The following is a 20,043-nucleotide window of genomic DNA, read 5'->3' as shown; positions in this document are numbered from 1 at the left end:
TAAGCGTACCCCGGCGCACTCGCCCCCGGGGTAACCGGCGTCAGTGGTCTATTCGTTTGCCGGGTGGACGTGCCCGAAGACTTTCACGCCCAGGTCTTTGCCGGTCAGTGGCTCGCGTGCGAGCACGAAGATGGTGTCGTCGCCAGCGATGCAGCCGACCACCTCGTCCAAGCCGACGCGGTCGATGTAGCTGGCCAGGTACTGCGCCGCCCCTGGGGGCGTGCGCAACACGGTGGTGTTGCCCGTGTAGTCAACGGAGACGACGAGCTCCTCAATCATGCGGCGCAGCTTCTCCCGCGGCCCGGACTGCACCACGTTGATCGCACCGGTATCCGAGGTCACGGTGTAGTAGGCACGGCCGCCGCCCAGTGGGCGGATCTTCTTCGCCCCGAGCTCATCCAAGTCGCGCGAGAGTGTGGCCTGGGTGATCTCGATGCCGTCGGATTGCAGAATCTCGGAGAGTTGCGCCTGCGAGGACACACGCGTCGAGCCAATGATTTCGAGGATGCGCGCCTGCCGCGCGGTACGAGAGACGGGTTGGGTCATGCGCGTTCCTCCTGGTGTGCCATCAGCCAGGCCAGCAGCGCCTTCTGCGCGTGCAAGCGGTTTTCCGCCTCGTCGAACACGCGGGAGGCCGGCCCGTCAATGACTTCCGCGGTCACCTCGTTGCCGCGGTACGCAGGCAGGCAGTGCAGGAAGATGGCGTTGTCGCCGGCGCGGGACATGAGCTCCGCGTTGACCTGGTACGGCACAAACGGGGTGCGGCGGTCCTTGCCGTCGTCCTCCTGCCCCATCGATACCCACGTGTCCGTAATCACGACGTCGACGCCGTCGACCGCCGCGAGGTCATCCGTCACGGTGACCTCGGCACCGGTTTCGGCCGCGCGCGTGCGCGCCCGGGCGACAAACTCCTCCTTCGGGTGGAAACCCTGCGGTGCCACGATCGCGATGTCTACCCCTGCGGTGGCGAAGCCGAGCATGTAGGAGTTCGCCATGTTGTTGTCGCCGTCGCCGAGGTAGGCAGCGCGAAGGCCGTGCAGCTTGCCGAAGTTCTCCTCGATCGTCTGCAGGTCCGCGAGAATCTGGCAGGGGTGCAAATCGTCCGAGAGCGCGTTGACCAGCGGCACCGTCGCGGTCTCAGCCATCGCGTGGAGGTTGTCGTGGGCGTAGGTGCGCCACACGATTGCGTCGACGAACCGCGAAAGCACCGCTGCGGTGTCCTGATAGGTCTCCCCCTTGCCCATCTGCGAGTTCGAGGTATCGGTGATAATCGCGTGCCCGCCAAGCTGCGTGATGCCCACGTCGAAAGAAAAACGAGTGCGCGTCGACGTCTTGTCAAAGAGCACTGCGACTGACTTCGGTCCCGCGAGCGGCCGGTGTGCAAAGCGGTCGCGCTTCATGTCTGCTGCCAGCGCGAGTACCTCGGCCTGTTCTGCCGGGGTCAGATCGTCGTCGGCTAAAAAGTGCCTGGTCATCCTAGTTTCCTTTCTGCTGCTGGTCAGTCGCGTCCCGCAGCGCGAGCGTGAGCGCCTCAAGCGCGGCGTCTATGTCTTCATCCGTGATCACCAGCGGCGGCGTCAAGCGCAGCACGCTTGCCGACGGGGCGTTGACAATCACCCCGTGCTTCAGCCCTGCCGCCACGGTCTCCTTCGCCACCGGCTGCTCGAGAACGGCCCCAAGCATAAGTCCGCGGCCGCGGACTTCGCCTACCCCGTCAATCGACGCGAGCCCTTCGGCAAGCTTCTCGCCTTTGCGGCGCACCTCAGCGAGGAAGGCGTCGTCGATCGTCTCCAAGACGGCGTTGGCGGCAGCACATGCGACCGGGTTGCCGCCGAAGGTGGTGCCGTGGCTGCCCGGAGTAAACAGCTGTGCCGCCTTGCCGCGAGCGAGCACCGCGCCGATCGGCAGGCCGCCGCCGAGCCCCTTTGCCATGGTGACGACGTCAGGGAGGATGCCCTCGTGCTGGAAGGCAAAGAACTCGCCGGTGCGTCCAACGCCGGTTTGTACTTCGTCGATAAGCAAAAGCGCGCCGCTTTCATCGCAGATCTCGCGCAGGCCGCGCAGGAAGCCCTCCGGGGCGGGGATCACGCCTGTTTCGCCCTGGATCGGCTCGACGATGATCGCCGCGGTCTCCGATGGGTCCTTCGCCACGAGCGCGCGCACCGCGTCGAGGTCGCCGAAGTCGAAGTACTCGACGCCCGCCGGCAGCGGCTCGAAGGGCGCGCGCTTTTCCGGCTGGCCGGTCAGCGCCAGCGACCCCATCGTGCGGCCGTGGAAGCCGTGGACCGCGGCGAGGACCCGGGAACGGCCGGTCAAGCGAGCAAGCTTGAACGCGGCCTCGTTGGCCTCGGCGCCGGAGTTGCAGAAGAACAGGCGCGCGCTCTCGTCGCCAAAGCGCTCCTTCAGCTTCGCAGCGGCGGCGACGACCGGGGTCGAACCAAAGAGGTTCGACACGTGCCCGAGCGTGTTGATCTGGCTGCTCACGGCCTCAACGATGGCGGGGTGCGCATGCCCCAAGGAGTTCACGGCAATGCCCGCGAGCAGGTCGATGTAGTCATTCCCGTCCTCTCCAGTGACGTGAGCGCCCTTGCCGCCGATAAGCGTCACCGGCGGCGTGCCGTAGGTATTCATCAGCGTGGCGTTCCACGCGTGTTGCGTTGCTTCCTGGGTCATGCGGTTTCATCCTTCCTAAAGACGGTGCCTTCGGGGTACTCGTTGACGTCGTAGGTTTCCGGCAGCACCATCGTGCCGATGCCCCCGATTGTGAGCAGCTCCAGCAGTACCGAGTGCGCGATTCGCCCGTCGATGACGTGTGCAGCCTTGACTCCACCGTTCACGGCGGTCAAGCACGCGCCCATCTTCGGGATCATGCCTGTATCCAGCTTCGGCATCATCGCGGCCAAATCGTCGGCCTTGATTTTAGAGAGCAGCGAATCCTTGTCAGGCCAGTCGGTATAGAGGCCCTCGACGTTGGTGAGCACGACCAGGCGCTCGGCGCCGATAGCCGCGGCCAGCGCACCGGCGGCTTCGTCCGCGTTGATGTTGTAGACGTTGCCGTCCGTGCCAGGGGCGATGCCAGAGACCACCGGGATGCGGCCGGCCTCGATGATGTCCATGACCGCAGAAGGGTTGACGTCAGTGATCGTGCCGACCAGGCCAATATCGGTAGGCGTGCCGTCGACGTCGACGAAGCGGCGCTCGGCGGTGAACAGGCCCGCGTCCTCGCCGGAGGTGCCGACCGCGTACGGCCCGTGCGAGTTGATTTTGCCGAGGAGGTCGCGGCCCACCTGGCCGAAGAGCACCATACGCACCACGTCCAGAATCTCCGGGGTGGTCACACGGAAGCCGCCGACGAAATCACCGCCGTCCAAGTCCAGCCGCTTGAGCATCGCGGAGATCTGCGGCCCACCTCCGTGCACCACCACCGGCTTCGCGCCGACGGTGCGGAGAAAGACCATATCGGCAGCGAACGCGGCCTTGAGCGACTCGTCAATCATGGCGTTGCCGCCGTACTTCACCACCACGATCTTGTCCCGGTAGTGCTGCAGCCAGGGCAGCGCCTCGGCCAGTACGTGGGCGCGCGCCTCGCTCGTCAGCGATTGCAATGCGCTATCCATATTCATCCTCTATTCCTGCGCTCTCCGTCGCTTAAGAGCTGTACGCGGAGTTGATCTCCACGTAGTCGTGCGACAGGTCGGTGGTGTGCACCGTGGCGGTACCAGGCCCGCCGGTGCCTAGGTCAACGAGCACGTCGATGTCAGCACCGCTTAAGTCCACGTCGCGCGCGCCGGGGGTACCGGTCGAGTCGATGCAGACTGCCTCGCCGTTAAAGGAGACGGAGATTTTATCCGGGTCCATCTCCGCGTCAGCCATGCCGACCGCGGCAAGTGTGCGGCCCCAGTTCGGGTCGGAGCCGAACATCGCGCACTTAAAGAGGTTGTCACGGCCGAGCGTGCGCGCGGCGTTGAGCGCCTGCTCGTCGTCGGCGGTACCGGTCACGGTAATGTTGACCCGCTTGGTCACGCCCTCCGCATCGGCCTGCATTTGGCGGGCAAGCGAGTCACAGACGTCCAGGATGGCGGCATCCAGCTCCGCCTGATCGGGGGTCGTCCCACTGGCCCCGTTGGCCATAACGATCACCGTGTCGTTTGTCGAGGTCGACCCGTCGATGTCCACGGTGTCGAAGGTGACCTTGGTGGCCTTGCGCAGCGCTGCGTCAAGCGCCTCCGGCGTCGCCTGCGCGTCGGTGGTAATGCAAACGAGCATGGTGGCCAGCGACGGTGCCAGCATGCCTACGCCTTTGCCCATCGCGCCGACCGTGAAGCCATCGCCGGAGTACACGGCCTCCTTGCGCACCAGGTCCGTGGTCAAGATCGCGTCGGCAGCGGCCTGCCCGTGAGCCGCATCGAGTGCGGGAACGAGCGCGTCCACTCCCCCTTTGACCTTGTTCATGTCCAACAGCTCGCCGATCAGCCCCGTGGAACACACAGCAACTTGGGCTGGCTCCACGTCGAGGGCCGCGGCAGCGTAGGTCTGCGCCTCGCGGGCATCGGCGTCGCCTTGCGCGCCGTTGCAGGCGTTCGCGTTCCCCGAGTTGAACAGCACAGCGCACAGCGCGCCGTCAGCCACCGCCTGCTGCGTCAGCTTGACCGGCGAGGCCTTCACGCGGTTGCGCGTAAACACCGCCGCCGCGTCGAAGCGCGGCCCGTTGTTCACCACCAGCGCCATATCCGGCTTACCGGAGGGCTTGATTCCGGCCTGTGCTGCGGCTGCGGTGAATCCCTGCGGGGCGGTCACGCCCTGTGCAATGTGCGTAGTCATAGTTCTATTGTTCTCTTTCTCGGGTGCTGTCGGAGTGGGTTTATAGGGAATCGTCCCTTTTCGGGGGCCTTAGGGGGCCACCCCCTGTCGCGGGAGCCCGTCCGTTTCCGCAAACCCGAGCGCGAGGTTCATGCACTGCACGGCTGCGCCGCCGGTGCCCTTGGTGAGGTTGTCAATCGCCGAGGTCATCAACACCACGCCTGCCCGCGTATCCACCTCGACCTGCACGTGGCACATGTTCGAGCCAACGACGTTTTGGGTCTGCGGCTGTGCGCCCTCCGGCAGCAGGTGGACGAAGGGCTCGTCCTTGTACGCGTCCTCGTACGCCGCGCGGACCGATTCCTGCGTCGCGCCCTGCGCAAGCGGGGCCGTCACCGTGGTGAGGATGCCGCGCGGCAGCGGCGCAAGCACCGGCGTAAAGCTCACGTTGACCGGCGCGTCGGTCACCTCCGCAATATTCTGCATAATTTCCGGCGTGTGCCGGTGCGTGCCGGCGGTCTTATATGCCTTGAGCGAGCCCATAGTCTCAGCGCCGAGCATGCCTACCGACGCCTTCTTGCCCCCACCAGAGACGCCTGTGATCGACACGATGCGCAAATCCGGGGCACATACGCCCGCAGCCACCGCCGGTAGCGCCGCCAACGTTGCACCCGTCGGGAAACAGCCGGGCACCGCGATCCGGGTCGCCTGCTGCAGCGCTTCCCGGTGACCAGGCATCTCTGGAATGCCGTACGGCCAGGAACCCGCGTGTTCGCTGCCGTAGTAGTGCTGCCACGCGTCCGCATCGCGCAAGCGGAAGTCGGCGGCGCAGTCGATCACGACTGTGTCCGCCGGGAGCGCCTTGCCGATCTCGGCGGAAAAGCCGTGTGGGAGGCCCAAAAAGACCACGTCGTGGCCGCTGAGAATCTCGGGCGTCGTGCGCTCGATCACGCGATCAGCCAGCTCCGGCAAATGCGGCATGAGCTCGCCGACCCGTTGGCCCGCGTTCGAGTTTCCGGTAAGTGCGCCGATGGCCAGCGCGCCTGATTCATAGGCCGGGTGACGCAAAAGCAGGCGGAGGATTTCTCCGCCTGCGTACCCGGTCGCCCCGGCAACTGCAACGTTCAGTGTCATACCGACACCCTACGCTTTTATGCAGCCGAATGCAAATTATTCACCCATCGTCTTAGGCGCGCATCTCCGCACCGAAACGCTCCTTCGCAGCCTCCGCCGCCGCGAGGCGGCCCTCCGAAGCCTCGTCCTCGGTCAGCGTGCGATCCGGCGCACGGAAGACCAAGCCGAAGGCCAAGGACTTCTTGTCCGCGCCGAGCTGCTCGGAACGGTAGACGTCGAAAAGCGTCACCGACTCGAGCAACGCCCCCGCACCCTGCGCGACGACCTCACGCACCTGCTCTGCGGGCACCGCATCATCGACGACCAGTGCGATGTCCTGGTGCAGCGCCGGATACGCCGACAGCTTCGGTGCCGGCAGCTCCGTGACGAAAGGCAGCGCCGAGAGATCGAGCTCCATGGCGCACACGCGCGCCGGCAGCTCAAGGGCCTCGAGGATCTGTGGATGCAGCTCGCCGGCGTGGCCAACCACCGTGCCGCCGACGCGGAGTTCCGCGCAGCGGCCGGGGTGCCACGGCAGGTGCTGCGCCGCAGCGACCTCCAGCTCCACGCCAGCCGCGCGGGCGACCACGCGCGCGGACTCAACGGCATCCGCCCAGGTGTACGCGCGGGCCTCGCCGAGTGGGCCTGCCGCCTCGGCAGCACCGACCGCCACCGTCGCCGCGTGCAGCGGTTGCTCGGGCACAGAGGCAACAAGCTCAGCGATCGTTGCCTCGTCCGGGCGTGCAGCGACGCTCGGCAACGGCGAAGATTCGGCACGCTTGAAGCTGGTCTGCGCGACCGAGTACAGCGCCAGGTTCGCCTTGCCGCGCGCGACGTTCTTACCCACGGCCTCCAGCATGGACGGCAGCAAGGTCGTCGCGAGGACGCCGTAATCACTGTCCAAGGGATTTTGCACACGCACCGTGTTGCGGCGCGGATCTTGCGCATCCAGTCCCCAGGTGTCGAAGGTGTCGTTAGCAATGAACGGAGTCGGGATGATCTCCGCGTAGCCCGCGTACGCCAGCGCGTGCGTCACCGCGCGGCGGCGCTTTTGCGCCGGGCTGAGCCCACGCCCACCGCGCGGCGTCGGCAAGATCGACGGGATAGCGTCAAGCCCCTCGAGTCGCACGATCTCTTCGATCAACTCCACGTCCTCGTTCAAATCCCCGCGCCATGTCGGCGGGGTGACCAGGAAGCGCGCGTCTTCCGGCACGACGTCGCAGCCGACCTCCTTCAGCCGGCGAGTGATCGTCTCCGCGCTGTAATCCACGCCGATCAGCTGCGAGGGGTGCTGAGCCCCAAGCGCGATTTGGCTGCGTTGCGGCACCTCGCCCACCAGCGTGCGTCCAGCAGCAATGGTGCCACCGGCGATGTCCGCGAGCAGCGCGCAGGCCACGTCGAGGGCAACCTCCACGAGCGCCGGGTCGACACCACGCTCGAAACGACGTGAGGACTCGGAGCTGAGCTTGTGGTGGCGCGCCGTCTTCGCCACGGTCAGCTCGTCCCACGACGCCGCCTCAAAGTAGACGTTCGTCGTGGTCTCGGAGATCTCGGAGGTCACACCGCCCATCACGCCGGCGAGCGACTGGATACCGGCCTCGTCTGCAATGACCACGTCGCTGTCCCGCAGCGTGCGGGTGGTGTGGTCCAGCGTCTCGAACTCCTCGCCCGCCTGCGCATTGCGCACAGTGAGGTTGCCCGTGATCTTGTCCGCGTCGAAAGCGTGCATCGGCTGGCCGAGCAGCAGCATAACGTAGTTGGTGACATCGGTAGCGGCATTGACCGAGCGAATCCCCGAGAGCATGAGCTCGCGCTGCATCCAGAACGGCGCCTTTACCTCCGGGTCGATGCCCTCGACCTTTGCCAGTCCGAAGCGGGAGGCACGGGTGGCGGGATCGAGTGTGACGTCGATAAGCGAGCCCTGGGCCGCGGGCACTGCCGAGGTGTCGATGCCGGCGATGTGCGGGTCCTGCGCGGGGTCGGCGAACGTGAGGTCGAAGGCAGAGGCAAGCTCGCGCATCAGACCGCGCGCAGAGAGCGCATAGCCGCGATCCGGCGTGATGTTGACGTCGAAGATCGTGTCGGCGAGCTGCAGGATCTCGCGCGCATCGTCGCCGGGCTGACCAAGGCCCTCGGGCAGCGTGATGATGCCGTCGCTCTTCTGTGTCATCCCCAGCTCGGCCGCCGAAGCCATCATGCCGTTGGAGATGTGGTCGTAAGTCTTGCGCGCGGAAATCTCGAACCCGCCGGGCAGCACCGCGCCCGGAAGCGCGACCACGACGAAATCACCCAGCGCGAAGTTGCGCGCGCCGCAGATGATGCCCTGCAACTCGCCGGTGCCATTGGCATCGCCCACGTCCACCTGGCAGTAGCGGATCGGCTTCTTAAACCCGGTGAGCTCTTCAATTTCGGCAACGCGGCCGAGCACCAACGGACCGGTCGTTTCCTCGATCGGCGCGTAACCCTCGGTCTCGAACCCAACGCGCACGAAACCGGCGTCGAGCTCCTCGTCGGTCACACTCCAGCCCTCGTTGCCAGCGCCGCGCAGCAGGCGGGTGAGCCAGTTCTTAGAAATCAGCATGCTTTACTCAAAACTCCTTCTCGCTACCTTGCGCCTGCTGTTATGCCTGTACACCGAACGGCAGGGTGAAGCGCACATCACCCTCGACCATGTCGCGCATGTCCGTCAGCCCGTTGCGGAACTGCAGCGTGCGCTCAAGCCCCATGCCGAAGGCGAAGCCCTGGTACTCGGCCGGGTCCACGCCGACAGCGCGCAGCACGTTCGGGTTGACCATGCCGCAGCCGCCCCACTCGATCCAGCCGGCCCCGCCCTTCTTGTTTTCAAACCACACGTCAACCTCAGCGCTCGGCTCGGTGAAGGGGAAATAGTTCGTCCGCATACGGGTCTTCGCGTTTGGGCCAAACAGCGTCTTCGCCAGGTGATCCAGCGTCCCGCGCAGGTGCGCCATCGTCAGCCCCTTGTCCACCGCAAGCCCCTCGATCTGGTGGAAGACCGGAGTGTGCGTGGCATCAAGCTCGTCGGTGCGGAACACGCGGCCGGGGCACGCGATATACAGCGGCACGTCCCGCTCCAATAGCGAGCGCACCTGCACCGGAGATGTGTGCGTGCGCATGACCTGCTTCGAGTCCGCCTCACCAATGTAGAAGGTGTCCTGCAGCGTGCGCGCCGGGTGGTCCGGGATGAAGTTCAGCGCGTCGAAGTTGAAATACTCCGCCTCAATCTCCGGCCCGTCCGCGATCTCCCAGCCCATGCCGACAAAAATGTCCGCAATTTGCTCGCTGAGGGTGGTAATTGGGTGCATCGCCCCCACCTGGCGGCGAGTGGTGGGCAAGGTAACGTCGACGGCCTCTTCCTTGAGCTGCTGCTCGCGGTACTCCGCCTCGCGCAGCTTGCGCAGCTGGGCATAGCGCTTTTCGACGCGCCCCCGCGCCATATTCACCATCCGCCCCGCGTCCTTGCGCTGGTCCTTCGGCAGCGTGCCGAGCGAGCGGCGTGCCTGCGGAATAAAGGCTTTCTCCCCCAAATGCTGCCGGTGCGCCTCCTCCAGCGCGGGCAAGTCGGCTGCATGCTCAAAGGCCTCGATGGCCGCCGCGGCAGCGGCGTCGAGCGCCTCCTCGGTCAGTTGGATCTCGGGAGTCTCGGACACTCTCGTCCCTTCCACTTCTCAGGTGATAGTTAAAGCGCACACCAGCATACCTGCGTTGCCGTGCACCGCCGGGACACGGGCCCGCGACTGCCCGTGTGCTTAAAGCGCCTTCGAAGACTCCCACATGCACATTGCAGCGGCGGTAGCGAGGTTGAGCGACTCGGCGCTGCCTTTGATCGGAATGGACACGCGGTGATCCGCCAACTCCAACAGCTCCGCAGATAGCCCGTGGGCCTCGTTGCCGAACAGCCACGCCGTCGGGCGCTGCAGTACCTCGCTTGCTTGATCCAGCGGCACTTCGCCGTCCATCGCCGTGGCGACGATCTGCAGCCCCTGCGCCCGCAGCTGCCCAATGACATCCTTAATGTTGCGCTCCCGGGCCACTGGCAAGTGGAACAGCGAGCCGGCCGAGGCGCGCACCACCTTCGAGGACTCCGGATCCACCGTGTCGCCGGCAAAAATCACGGCGTTCGCACCAGTCGCGTCGGCGATACGCACGATCGTCCCCGCGTTGCCGGGATCGTTCGTCTCGACGCCCACCGCGACAAACTGCGGCTTGCCGCGCAGCGCCGCACCCACCGTCCACAGCGCAGGTGTGCACACGGCAAAGATGCCAGTGGTGCTGACCATATCCGACAAGTGCTTCGCTGCCTGGTCCGTGATCGCGTGCGTGTACACGTCCATGTATTCCGCCGTAGTGACGATCTCCGCGAACTCATCGGCGGCGCGTTCAGTGACAAACAGGTCTGTGGCCGCTCCTGTGGCCACCGCTGCTTCGACGGAGTTCTCCCCCTCGACGAGGAATTGCTTCGCTTTCCTACGGGCCTGCGCACGGTGCAACTTCGCCGCGTTGACGACTCGCGGGGTGCGCTCAGTAAAGGGTTGGGAGAAATCGAGTGCCATGCCCTCACACTCTACTCACCTCTAGCGCAACAACGGCACGCCGTCTGCGTCCTCCCTAAAAGTACCGCTGCGTGTGCACACCATGCACAGGTCCACGATGACCCACAGCGCCAGCGCAAACCAAAATACAAACCCGAGAAGCACAGCTGTCGTCAGCCAGCCCGCCGCATACAGGCCGAGTTGGATAAGTCCGCGCTTGGTGTAGCCGGTGTAGAAACTGTGCGCGCCGAAGCCGCCCAAGAACAAGCACAGCAGCACAGTGATCACCCACGACCGCGGCTGCACGGTTGGTTGGGGCTGCTGCCACGCGGGGGCCGGTGCGCCATTATTCACCAAGCCGTCTTGTGCGTCGAAGGCGTATGGCGACGGTCTCTCGCTGGCCTCACGGCTCCAGTTGCTGTAGGGGTTCGTCATGGCACACAGGATACACAGCGCTGCGATGGGCCTCGAGAAAACGCGAAACGCCCACCCGCGGTGCAGGTGGGCGTCGAGAAGCGAAGGCGAGTTACGCGGCCTTCGGAGCGTTCACGTCCTCCGGGAGGGCGTTCTTGGCGATCTCGCAGATAGCGGAGAAGGCAGCGAAATCGTTGACGGCAAGCTCGGCAAGGATCTTGCGGTCGACCTCGACCTCGGCCAGCTTCAGGCCGTGGATGAGGCGGTTGTAGGTGATGTCGTTGAGACGAGCAGCAGCGTTGATGCGCTGGATCCACAGCTTGCGGAACTCGCTCTTGCGCTTACGACGGTCGCGGTACGCGTAGGTCTGGGAGTGCAGCCACTGCTCCTTCGCCTTGCGGTACAGGCGGGAGCGCTGGCCACGGTAGCCCTTCGCAGACTTGAGAATCGCGCGGCGCTTCTTCTTGGCGTTGACTGAACGCTTCACACGTGCCATGAGTCAAACTTCCTTTACGTTTTGAGGTATATGTGCGGTATTTGGGTGCGCTGGCGACTTAGGCCTTGCCCAGCAGGCGCTTGACGCGCTTCTGGTCTGCGCGGGCCACGTCGGTGGTGCCGGACAACTTGCGACGACGCTTCGAGGTCATCGACTCGTTGAGGTGGCGCTTACCGGCCTGCTCACGACGCAGCTTGCCCTTGCCGTTAACCTTGATGCGCTTTGCGGTGCCCTTGTGGGTCTTCTGCTTCATGGTAAAAGCCCTTCAGAGTTGAAAAATGTGTGCTACTTCTTGCCCTTGCGAGCCGGCCCAAAGACCATCGTCATGTTGCGACCGTCCTGCTTCGGGCGGGACTCAACCACGCCCAGCTCGCCGATGTCGTCGGCGAGACGCTCAAGCAGACGGAAGCCGAGCTCCGGACGGGACTGCTCGCGGCCGCGGAACATGATGGTGACCTTGACCTTGTTGCCCTTCTCCAGGAAGCGTTCGACGTTGTTCTTCTTCGTCTGGTAGTCGTGCTCATCGATCTTCGGGCGGAACTTCTGTTCCTTGACCACGGTCTGCTGCTGGTTCTTGCGCGCTTCGCGGGCCTTCTGATCCTGCTCGTACTTGTACTTGCCGTAGTCCATAATCTTGGCTACGGGCGGCTTAGCCTTCGGCGCTACCTCGACGAGATCGAGGTCGGCGTCGTATGCCAACTTGCGGGCGTCATCCGTGCGGACGATGCCCACCTGCTCGCCGGACGGACCGACAAGGCGAACTTCCGGAACGCGAATGCGTTCGTTGATTCGAGCTTCAGCGCTGATGAGAACTCCTAAAGACGAGAATTACAATGTGATCGCTACCAAACCCCAAGCGATGCTCGTCCCACACGAAAAACCCGCTAGGCCTTGCAGACTAGCGGGAGTTCATCCATACAGGCACATAGACAGGCGTGACACCTGACGACGTACCGTTGACCCGTATCCTACGCAGCAGTCGTGCCGCGCGGCTTGGGGTGGGAGTAACTCCACTTGCGGCCCGTACACCTAGAAAAGGAGCACTGGGCGGTAGTGCTTCGACACATTATCACCTACGCCAGGAAAGTCAAAATCACCGCCCACCAAAGGCTTTTAGACGAGCACGCGCTGTAGGTACTCACCGGTAAAGGAGCCCTCGACCGTCGCCACGTCCTCGGGCGTGCCCTGTGCAACGACCGTGCCGCCGCCGGAACCGCCCTCCGGGCCCATATCGATGATCCAATCCGCAGACTTGACCACGTCCAGATTGTGCTCGATCACCAGCACCGTGTTGCCCTTCTCTACCAGGCCGTTGAGTACCAGCATGAGCTTGCGGATGTCCTCGAAGTGCAGGCCCGTCGTGGGCTCGTCGAGAATGTAAATCGTGCGCCCGTTGGAGCGCTTCTGCAGCTCGGTGGCGAGCTTCACGCGCTGCGCCTCTCCGCCCGACAACGTCGTCGCGGACTGGCCGAGGCGTACGTAGCCCAAGCCGACGTCGACAAGCGTGGCGAGGTAGCGGTGAATCGACGAGATCGGTTCGAAGAACTCCGCCGCCTCGGCAATGGGCATGTCGAGGACCTCGGCGATGGTCTTGCCCTTGTAGCGCACTTCGAGCGTTTCACGGTTGTAGCGCGCTCCCCCGCATACTTCGCAGGGCACGTACACGTCAGGCAGGAAGTTCATCTCGATCTTGATGGTGCCGTCACCGCGGCAGGCCTCACAGCGCCCGCCCTTGACGTTGAAGGAGAAACGCCCGGCCTTGTAGCCGCGCACTTTCGCCTCCTGGGTCTCGGCGAAGAGGTTGCGGATCTTGTCGAAGACGCCGGTGTAGGTCGCCGGGTTCGAGCGCGGGGTGCGCCCGATCGGACTCTGGTCCACCTGCACAAGCTTGTCCAGCGAGTCGAGCCCCTCGACGCGCTTCACGCGCCCCGGTACCTGGCGCGCGCCGTTGAGCTCGTTTTGCAGCGTCTTCGCCAGAATCTCGTTGACCAGCGTGGACTTGCCGGAGCCTGAGACACCGGTGACGGCAACGAGCAGGCCAAGCGGGATCTCCACGTCGACGTTTTGCAGGTTGTTCTCCCGTGCGCCGACAACCTTGATCGTCCGTTCCCCGTCCACCGGTCGCCGGGTCGCCGGGACCTCGATCTTTTTCCGCCCTGCGAGGTAGTCACCAGTGATGGAGTTCTCGGCCTCTTTGAGCCCCTCCGGCTCGCCTTGGTAGACCACTTCCCCGCCGTACTCGCCGGCGCGCGGCCCGATGTCGATGAGCCAATCGGCCTCGCGGATCGTATCCTCATCGTGTTCCACCACGACCAGGGTGTTGCCGAGGTCGCGTAGCTTCTTCAGCGTGGCGATCAAACGGTTGTTGTCGCGCTGGTGCAGGCCAATCGACGGCTCGTCTAGGACATAGAGCACGCCGGCCAACCCGGAACCAATCTGCGTGGCCAAGCGGATACGCTGCGCCTCGCCACCGGACAGGGTGCCCGCGGACCGCGCCAGAGTGAGATAGTTTAAGCCCACGTCGAGCAGGAAGTGCAGGCGCGCCTGGATTTCGCGCAGCACCGCACCAGCGATCATCTCCTCGCGGTAGCCAAGCACGAGGTTGTCCAGGTACTCGGAGGCATCCTCGATGGACAGCTCGGTGAGCCCGGCGATCGAGCGCTCTCCGTGCGTGGTCGAGTCGAGCCGCACTGCCAGAATCTCCGGTTTCAGGCGCGCGCCCTTGCATGTTGGGCACGGCACCTCGCGCGTGTACGCCAGCAGGCGGTCTTTCTGCGTGTCCGTCTCTGCTTGCTCGAGCTTGCGCTCGAGGTATCCGATCACGCCCTCGTAGGCAGCGTTGAAGGATCGCTGCCTGCCGTAGCGGTTCTTGTAGCGCACACTCACCTTCGTGCGTGAGCCCTGTACAAGGTGCTTCTGCTGCGTCTTGGTCAGCGAAGAAAACGGCGCGTGCGCGTCGAAGCCTTCCTCCTTGGCAAGCGCCTCGATCAGCCGCACAAAGTACTTCTTGTTTGGGCTCGAGTTCCACGGCTGGAACGCATCGACGGCCGGGGCGTCCGGGTCCGGAATGACCAGGTCCGTGTCGATCTCCTTGCGCACGCCCAGGCCATCGCAGGCTCGGCAGGCGCCGAAGGGCGAGTTGAAGGAAAAGGCGCGCGGCTCGTACTCCTCCACGTCCAGCTTGTGCCCGTTGGGGCAAGCCATCTTCTCGGAGAAGATCTGTACGCGCTCCGGGTCATCGGGCTCCAGACCGACGAAATCGAAGCCGACCAGCCCGTCGGCAAGCTTGAGCGCGGTCTCGACGGAGTCGGTGAGGCGCTGCTTCTGGCTCGCCTTGACCTGTAGTCGGTCGACCACTACGTCGATCGTGTGCTTAATCTGCTTCTCCAACTTCGGCGGATCCGTCAGCTGGTAGGTCTCACCGTCAACGTTCACACGCGAGTAGCCCTGCGCCGCGAGATCTGCGAACAGGTCTTGGAACTCGCCCTTGCGCTTGCGCACAATCGGTGCGAGCACCTGGAACTTCGTGCGCTCCTCGTATTCGAGGATCTGGTCCACGATCTGCTGCGGGGTCTGCCGCTGGATCACCGCGTCGCACTGCGGGCAGTGCGGCGTACCCGCGCGCGAGTAGAGCAGGCGCAGGTAGTCGTAGATTTCGGTGATCGTGCCCACGGTGGAGCGCGGGTTACGGTTCGTGGACTTCTGGTCGATGGACACCGCGGGGCTCAGCCCGTCGATGTACTCCACGTCAGGCTTATCCATCTGCCCGAGGAACATGCGGGCGTAGGAGGACAGCGATTCCACGTAGCGCCGCTGGCCCTCAGCGAAGATCGTGTCAAAGGCGAGCGAGGATTTGCCGGAGCCGGAAAGCCCAGTAAACACGGCCATCTTGTCGCGCGGCAGGGCAATGTCGACGCCCTTGAGGTTGTGTTCGCGCGCGCCGCGCACCGTGAGCCATTCAGCCACGTCACCACGTCCCTTCCCGGTTACGTTGATTCTTCTTCAATCCTCGAAGCTACCAACACCTACCAACTCCACCGCGCCCCGGCCTATTCCATTGATGTCTACGCTGGGGCACATGGCTTTCACCTTGCACCACATTTCCGTGTCCGAGATGGACAACAACTGCTACCTCATTTGTGCCGGGGACAAGGGGCTGCTTATCGACGCCGCTGCGGACCCACAGGCACTCCTCGGGCTCGCCCGCGACGCCGGCGTGCAGATCACCGACGTGCTCACCACCCACCGCCACCACGATCACACCCGCGCGCTCGTCGAGGTGCTCGAGGCGACCGGGGCGCAGCACTGGGCCCCTTTCCTGGATGCACCGGCGCTGCCCGCCCCTGTTGACCACGAGCTGCGCGACGACGACGTCCTCGAATTCGCCGGGCACCGCTTCCCCGTGTGCATCCTCCGGGGCCACACCCCCGGCGGTGCCGCGCTCGCGGTAGACATCGACGGGGTACCCAACCTTTTCGTCGGCGATTCCCTGTTCCCCGGCGGGCTGGGCAAGACTGCCTCTGAAGGCGACTTTGTGCGGCTCTACAAGGAGGTCAAAGACAAGCTTTTCGCCGTCTACCCCGACGAGGCGATCGTCTGGCCGGGCCACGGGAAGCCGACCACGCTTGGTGCCGAGCGCCCGCACCTCGACGAATGGTGGCAGCGACGCTGGTAACTGCCGAGTAAGACCGGCGCGTTTGCCCCGAATTCCACCGGCGTGATGCAAACGCAAGTACAGTTGTTGCCAGACGAGCCCGTTTCGGGCTCCGCTCGAAAGATCCCACAAAATACAGTGAAAAGGATTGGTAAGAGATGATTCGCAAGATCGCTCGCCCGATGCTGGCGTCCGTGTACATCATCGACGGTGTTGAAACCGTGTTGAACCCGGCCGGCCACAAGGAGGCTGCAGCGTCCGCGCTGAAGAAGGTACGCTCCGTCGTTCCGCGCGAGTACCGGGGCCTGCTGCCGAAGGATCCGGAGACCGCTGCGCAGGTCGTTGGCGGTGTGAAGGCAGGTGCCGGCAGCCTCTTCGCCATCGGCAAGATGCCGCGTACCTCCGCGTCACTGCTCGCGCTGACGACTGTGCCGTCGCTTATCGGCCGCAACGCCTTCTGGGAGGCAGAGGACGAGGACGATAAGGCTCGCCGCCGTACCGGCGCGCTCACCGATGTCGCGCTCGCGGGCGGTGTCCTACTCGCTACCGTCGACACCGACGGCAAGCCCGGTCTGCAGTGGCGTGCGCAGAACGCCGCCAAGGTGGCCAAGAAGAACGTGCAGCAGGCCCTGCCGACTCAGTCTGAGACCGAAAAGGCGATGAACAAGGCCAGCAACTGGTTCAGCGACGCCACGGAGACGGTCACCGACTACGTCGACGACAACAAGGATGACTGGAAGAAGAACGCGGCGCACGCCACCGAGGTCGCCGGCGATTGGTTCGAGGATGCGAAGAAGCAGACCTCGAAGTTCCTGTCTGAGACCGCGGACCGCGCGCAGGACGCCTACGCGGACTTCGACGCGGAGAAGCTCATCGACCAGGCCACCCCGTCCAAGCTCGAGCAGTTCAAGGCGAAGCGCAAGGTCAATGCGCTTGTCGGAGACCTGCAGAGCTCCATCGATGAGCTGCGCCCGAGCACGCTGGACAAGCTGTCCGCCAAGCACAAGGTGAAGAAGAACCACAAGCAGTTGGAAAAGAAGGCGCAGGCTTCCGTCGATAAGCTGCAGCAGGCTTTTGACAAGCTCGACACCGATCCTTCCTTCTTGACCAAACTGAAGTGGAAGCGCAAGGCGAAGAAGGCCGAGAAGCGCGCCAAGCAGTCCGTGAAGAAGCTGCAGAAGAAGCTGGGCTAACGCCCCTGTACGTGCGGCCCCGCCAGTCCGGAATAATCCGGGCGGCGGGGCCGTTTCTTGCTACAGCGGTACACCCCGCAACCAACCGTGAGGAGGAATGACCGGGTGGGAAGCCCCGAACACATCGCAGCCGAGCAGGCGTACGTGGACACGCTTTTTGCGCACCTCGATGCCGAAGTCGCGGCAGCGCAGGACAAACTTGCCGCGGTCCAACGCGACGTCGACCCTGATAACCCCGACTCGGATGCGCTCGTGCGGCGCGAAACCGAGTACCACGGGCTCAACGCCAAGCTCGATGCCTTAAACATCGCCGAGGTTGGCCTGGTCTTCGGCCGCATCGATGTTGCAGACGACGACGTGGAAAACCCGGTCCCCGGCCGCGAGGGCCTAGAACGGCGCTACATCGGGCGCATGGGCATCGACGACCGCGAGGACAATTACCGCACCCTGCTGCTCGATTGGCGTGCACCGCTCGCGCGACCCTTCTACCTCGCTACTACCGCCCACCCGGAGGGCGTGGAGCAGCGCCGCAACATCCGCATGCGCGGCCGCACGGTCACCGCGGTCGACGACGAGGTGCTCTCAGGCGAGCTCCTTGACGCTGGGGATGCGGCCGGCAACGTCGGCTCCGAGGCAGCCCTGCGGCACGCCATGAATGCCGCACGCACGGGGCACATGCGCTCGATCGTGGAAACCATCCAGCGCGAGCAGGACGAGATCATTCGCGACCCAACGCGGGGCGTCATGGTGGTCCAAGGCGGGCCGGGCACGGGAAAGACCGCGGTCGCGCTGCACCGCGTGGCGTACTTGCTGTACACGTGGCGCGAACAGCTTTCGCGCACCGGCGTGCTCATCATCGGGCCGAACCCGACGTTCCTCGACTACATCTCGCGGGTGCTCCCAGAGCTCGGTGAGACTGGCGTGGTGCTGTCCACCGTCGAAAACCTTGTCCCCGTGTTCCGCCCGACCGCTCGCGGGGAGTCCATGGCGGCGCGGGAAGTGAAAGGGTCCGAGGAGATGGTCACGATTCTCAAACGCGCGGTGCAGGCGTACGAGACGGTGCCGGATGCGCCGGTCGCGCTCAAGATCGGCTCGGTCGACATTGCGGCCACCCCTGCCATGATCAAGGCTGCGCGGACCCGCGCGCGCCGCTCCCGAAAGCCGCACAATCAGGCGCGCGAATTCTTCGCCGAACACCTCACCCAGTCGCTCGCAGAGGCGCTCGCCGAGCGCATCGGGCGCGACCCGCTCGGCGGCGACAACCTGCTGTCCACCGCCGATGTCGACCAGCTGCACGACGATCTCGCAGAAGAGCAGCAAGTGCGTGACCTGATCGACCGCTTCTTCCCCGAGCTGGACCCGGCGAAAGTACTCGAGGACACTCTCACGGACCGCGCCCGCATCGAGACGGTCGCCGGCGACTACGACGCCTACACCCAGGACGCACTCTACCGCGCGCCGGGCACCGGGTTTTTCGCCTCGGACACCGCGCTTTACGACGAGCTGTCTGTCCTCATCGGTGTCTCCGACCCCACCGAACGCAAGGAGAAGGAAGAGGCGCAGTGGCGCCAGCTCGTGGAAGAAGCCGAAGACGCGCTCGATGTGTTGGCGTCCTCGGAGTCGACCGATAACGACGATGACCAGTTCGAGGCGGAAATCCTCTCCGCTGCCGATGTTATCGACGCGGAAACGCTCGCGAGCCGTCAGCGGGTCACCGACATTCGCTCCACCGCGCAGCGTGCACGAGAGGATCACACCTGGGCCTATGGCCACGTCATCGTGGACGAGGCGCAGGAGCTCACGCCGATGGAGTGGCGGATGGTCTTCCGACGCTGCCCTTCGCGGTGGATGACGTTGGTTGGCGATACCGCGCAAACCTCTTCCCCCGCCGGCAGCGACGACTGGGAGGTAGCGCTCGAACCCTTCGTGGGCAAACGCTTCCGCACCCACCACCTCACCGTCAACTACCGGACGCCGGCGGAGGTGATGGAGTACGCCGAGGGTCTCCTTGCCGAGATCGATCCGGAGGCAAGCGCCTCCGTGGCGATTCGCGAGACGGGCGTCTCGGTGCGGCACCTGCCAGAGGGCACGGACCCTCAGGAGGTGCGCGCCGCACTGCAAGGCGACGACCGGATGGTCGCCGTCATCGACGCGGACAACGTCACGGAGATGAAAGGGTTAGAGTTCGACCACGTTGTCTTGGTCGACCCGCGCGGCATCGTCGACGCCTCGCCGCAGGGCCTGCAGGACCTGTACGTCGCCGCCACCCGTGCGACGCAGAGCCTGACGGTCATCGGGGCACTGTAGCGCCTCGCGCAAAGGGAAAAGCCGACCGCCCCAGCGTGGGGCGGTCGGCTTTTGTTACTGCAAGCCTTTTACTTGACGGTGTGGACGATCATCACGTCGCAGTCAGACTGACGTGCCACGTCCGCCGGGACAGAGCCGAGCAGGCGGCCGGTCAACGAGTTAATGCCACGGTTGCCCACCACAAGCAACTCTGCCTTGTTGTCGTTGACGATAGCCATCAGAGCCTCAACCGGGGTGCCGGGGCGCGTTGCCGTCTGGACGTCCGGGGCACCGAAGCTTCGCGCGTGCTCCGCGGCCGCTTCCAGGTTCGTCAACGCCTGGTCATCACCCAGAATGGTTACTGAATCCTGACGGAGCGCCTTGGACGCATCCTCCTCGGAGCGGTAGTAGGCCGTGCCGATGACCAGCGTCGCGCCGAATGCCTTTGCCATCTTCGCTGCACGCTCGACCGCAAGCAAGGAGGACTTGGATCCGTCAGAGCCGACGACGATGGTGTTGTAGTAATCAGCCATGGTG

At 64.7% G+C, this 20,043-nt stretch carries 18 protein-coding genes; 3 read left to right on the top strand and 15 right to left on the bottom strand.

All coding sequences use genetic code 11. The features are described from left to right. Nucleotides 1-48: 48 nt before the first annotated feature. The 14 genes from M3G14_RS05465 to uvrA all read right to left on the bottom strand — a co-directional run bounded on the left by M3G14_RS05465 (nt 49) and on the right by uvrA (nt 15,339). Entirely contained in the window at nt 49-546 is a 498-nt protein-coding gene (locus M3G14_RS05465; RefSeq protein ID WP_259925276.1) for an arginine repressor, read from the bottom strand. Then, nucleotides 543-1,475: an ornithine carbamoyltransferase gene (gene argF, locus M3G14_RS05460; protein WP_259925275.1), complete on the bottom strand. Its 933-nt coding sequence runs from the start codon at nt 1,473-1,475 to the stop codon at nt 543-545. The genes M3G14_RS05465 and argF overlap by 4 nt, the downstream gene beginning before the upstream one ends. Before the next feature lies 1 nt (nt 1,476). Beyond that, a complete protein-coding gene (locus M3G14_RS05455; RefSeq protein WP_259925274.1) occupies nt 1,477-2,673 on the bottom strand; it encodes an acetylornithine transaminase in 1,197 nt (398 codons plus the stop codon). Then, complete coding sequence (gene argB, locus M3G14_RS05450) at nt 2,670-3,617, bottom strand: acetylglutamate kinase (RefSeq protein ID WP_259925273.1); 948 nt, start codon at nt 3,615-3,617, stop codon at nt 2,670-2,672. Before argB ends, M3G14_RS05455 begins: the two co-directional genes overlap by 4 nt. Before the next feature lie 31 nt (nt 3,618-3,648). Next, entirely contained in the window at nt 3,649-4,821 is a 1,173-nt protein-coding gene (gene argJ / locus M3G14_RS05445) for a bifunctional glutamate N-acetyltransferase/amino-acid acetyltransferase ArgJ (protein ID WP_259925272.1), read from the bottom strand. Between the two features lie 69 nt (nt 4,822-4,890). Continuing rightward, nucleotides 4,891-5,934: an N-acetyl-gamma-glutamyl-phosphate reductase gene (gene argC / locus M3G14_RS05440; protein ID WP_259925271.1), complete on the bottom strand. Its 1,044-nt coding sequence runs from the start codon at nt 5,932-5,934 to the stop codon at nt 4,891-4,893. A gap of 52 nt (nt 5,935-5,986) precedes the next feature. Beyond that, a complete protein-coding gene (gene pheT, locus M3G14_RS05435) occupies nt 5,987-8,494 on the bottom strand; it encodes a phenylalanine--tRNA ligase subunit beta (protein WP_259925270.1) in 2,508 nt (835 codons plus the stop codon). Nucleotides 8,495-8,534: 40 nt separating this feature from the next. Continuing rightward, nucleotides 8,535-9,581, bottom strand: a complete 1,047-nt coding sequence (gene pheS, locus M3G14_RS05430) for a phenylalanine--tRNA ligase subunit alpha (protein ID WP_259925269.1) — start codon at nt 9,579-9,581, stop codon at nt 8,535-8,537. Between the two features lie 99 nt (nt 9,582-9,680). Next, entirely contained in the window at nt 9,681-10,484 is an 804-nt protein-coding gene (locus tag M3G14_RS05425) for an RNA methyltransferase (RefSeq protein ID WP_259925266.1), read from the bottom strand. A gap of 21 nt (nt 10,485-10,505) precedes the next feature. Beyond that, a complete protein-coding gene (locus M3G14_RS05420; RefSeq protein ID WP_259925265.1) occupies nt 10,506-10,898 on the bottom strand; it encodes a TM2 domain-containing protein in 393 nt (130 codons plus the stop codon). A gap of 91 nt (nt 10,899-10,989) precedes the next feature. Then, on the bottom strand, nt 10,990-11,373 hold the full coding sequence (gene rplT / locus M3G14_RS05415) for a 50S ribosomal protein L20 (RefSeq protein WP_038590394.1): 384 nt from the start codon (nt 11,371-11,373) through the stop codon (nt 10,990-10,992). Nucleotides 11,374-11,431: 58 nt separating this feature from the next. Then, nucleotides 11,432-11,626, bottom strand: a complete 195-nt coding sequence (gene rpmI / locus M3G14_RS05410; RefSeq protein WP_259925263.1) for a 50S ribosomal protein L35 — start codon at nt 11,624-11,626, stop codon at nt 11,432-11,434. A 32-nt stretch (nt 11,627-11,658) separates the two neighbouring features. Beyond that, entirely contained in the window at nt 11,659-12,180 is a 522-nt protein-coding gene (infC, locus tag M3G14_RS05405; protein ID WP_083317190.1) for a translation initiation factor IF-3, read from the bottom strand. 306 nt (nt 12,181-12,486) lie between these two features. Next, nucleotides 12,487-15,339 (bottom strand): excinuclease ABC subunit UvrA, encoded by a 2,853-nt coding sequence (gene uvrA / locus M3G14_RS05400; protein WP_259925261.1) that lies wholly within the window; start codon nt 15,337-15,339, stop codon nt 12,487-12,489. 112 nt (nt 15,340-15,451) lie between these two features. Between uvrA and M3G14_RS05395 the strand changes: the two genes are divergently transcribed. From M3G14_RS05395 to M3G14_RS05385, 3 genes are all read left to right on the top strand, one after another. After that, nucleotides 15,452-16,048: an MBL fold metallo-hydrolase gene (locus M3G14_RS05395; protein ID WP_259925256.1), complete on the top strand. Its 597-nt coding sequence runs from the start codon at nt 15,452-15,454 to the stop codon at nt 16,046-16,048. A gap of 137 nt (nt 16,049-16,185) precedes the next feature. Then, a complete protein-coding gene (locus tag M3G14_RS05390; RefSeq protein ID WP_259925255.1) occupies nt 16,186-17,220 on the top strand; it encodes a DoxX family membrane protein in 1,035 nt (344 codons plus the stop codon). Between the two features lie 105 nt (nt 17,221-17,325). Further along, nucleotides 17,326-19,527: an ATP-binding domain-containing protein gene (locus M3G14_RS05385; RefSeq protein ID WP_259925254.1), complete on the top strand. Its 2,202-nt coding sequence runs from the start codon at nt 17,326-17,328 to the stop codon at nt 19,525-19,527. Between the two features lie 68 nt (nt 19,528-19,595). On the opposite strand, the gene M3G14_RS05380 is transcribed toward M3G14_RS05385, so the two are convergent. After that, complete coding sequence (locus M3G14_RS05380; protein WP_259925253.1) at nt 19,596-20,039, bottom strand: universal stress protein; 444 nt, start codon at nt 20,037-20,039, stop codon at nt 19,596-19,598. Nucleotides 20,040-20,043: the final 4 nt, after the last annotated feature.

The organism is Corynebacterium sp. p3-SID1056 (assembly GCF_025152525.1).
In the GTDB taxonomy this organism is placed as follows: Bacteria; Actinomycetota; Actinomycetes; order Mycobacteriales; family Mycobacteriaceae; genus Corynebacterium.
The sequence above is the reverse complement of the archived record's forward strand: the minus strand, read 5'-3'. Positions and strand labels throughout refer to the sequence as shown.

Excerpts from the sequence above, each read along its gene's own strand:
- pheT (WP_259925270.1), bottom strand. The coding sequence starts at position 8,494 with ATGCTGATTTCTAAGAACTGGCTCACCCGCCTGCTGCGCGGCGCTGGC.
- M3G14_RS05395 (WP_259925256.1), top strand. The coding sequence starts at position 15,452 with ATGGCTTTCACCTTGCACCACATTTCCGTGTCCGAGATGGACAACAAC.
- argF (WP_259925275.1), bottom strand. The coding sequence starts at position 1,475 with ATGACCAGGCACTTTTTAGCCGACGACGATCTGACCCCGGCAGAACAG.
- M3G14_RS05465 (WP_259925276.1), bottom strand. The coding sequence starts at position 546 with ATGACCCAACCCGTCTCTCGTACCGCGCGGCAGGCGCGCATCCTCGAA.
- M3G14_RS05390 (WP_259925255.1), top strand. The coding sequence starts at position 16,186 with ATGATTCGCAAGATCGCTCGCCCGATGCTGGCGTCCGTGTACATCATC.
- argC (WP_259925271.1), bottom strand. The coding sequence starts at position 5,934 with ATGACACTGAACGTTGCAGTTGCCGGGGCGACCGGGTACGCAGGCGGA.
- M3G14_RS05455 (WP_259925274.1), bottom strand. The coding sequence starts at position 2,673 with ATGACCCAGGAAGCAACGCAACACGCGTGGAACGCCACGCTGATGAAT.
- M3G14_RS05380 (WP_259925253.1), bottom strand. The coding sequence starts at position 20,039 with ATGGCTGATTACTACAACACCATCGTCGTCGGCTCTGACGGATCCAAG.
- M3G14_RS05420 (WP_259925265.1), bottom strand. The coding sequence starts at position 10,898 with ATGACGAACCCCTACAGCAACTGGAGCCGTGAGGCCAGCGAGAGACCG.
- rplT (WP_038590394.1), bottom strand. The coding sequence starts at position 11,373 with ATGGCACGTGTGAAGCGTTCAGTCAACGCCAAGAAGAAGCGCCGCGCG.
- M3G14_RS05425 (WP_259925266.1), bottom strand. The coding sequence starts at position 10,484 with ATGGCACTCGATTTCTCCCAACCCTTTACTGAGCGCACCCCGCGAGTC.
- rpmI (WP_259925263.1), bottom strand. The coding sequence starts at position 11,626 with ATGAAGCAGAAGACCCACAAGGGCACCGCAAAGCGCATCAAGGTTAAC.
- argJ (WP_259925272.1), bottom strand. The coding sequence starts at position 4,821 with ATGACTACGCACATTGCACAGGGCGTGACCGCCCCGCAGGGATTCACC.
- argB (WP_259925273.1), bottom strand. The coding sequence starts at position 3,617 with ATGGATAGCGCATTGCAATCGCTGACGAGCGAGGCGCGCGCCCACGTA.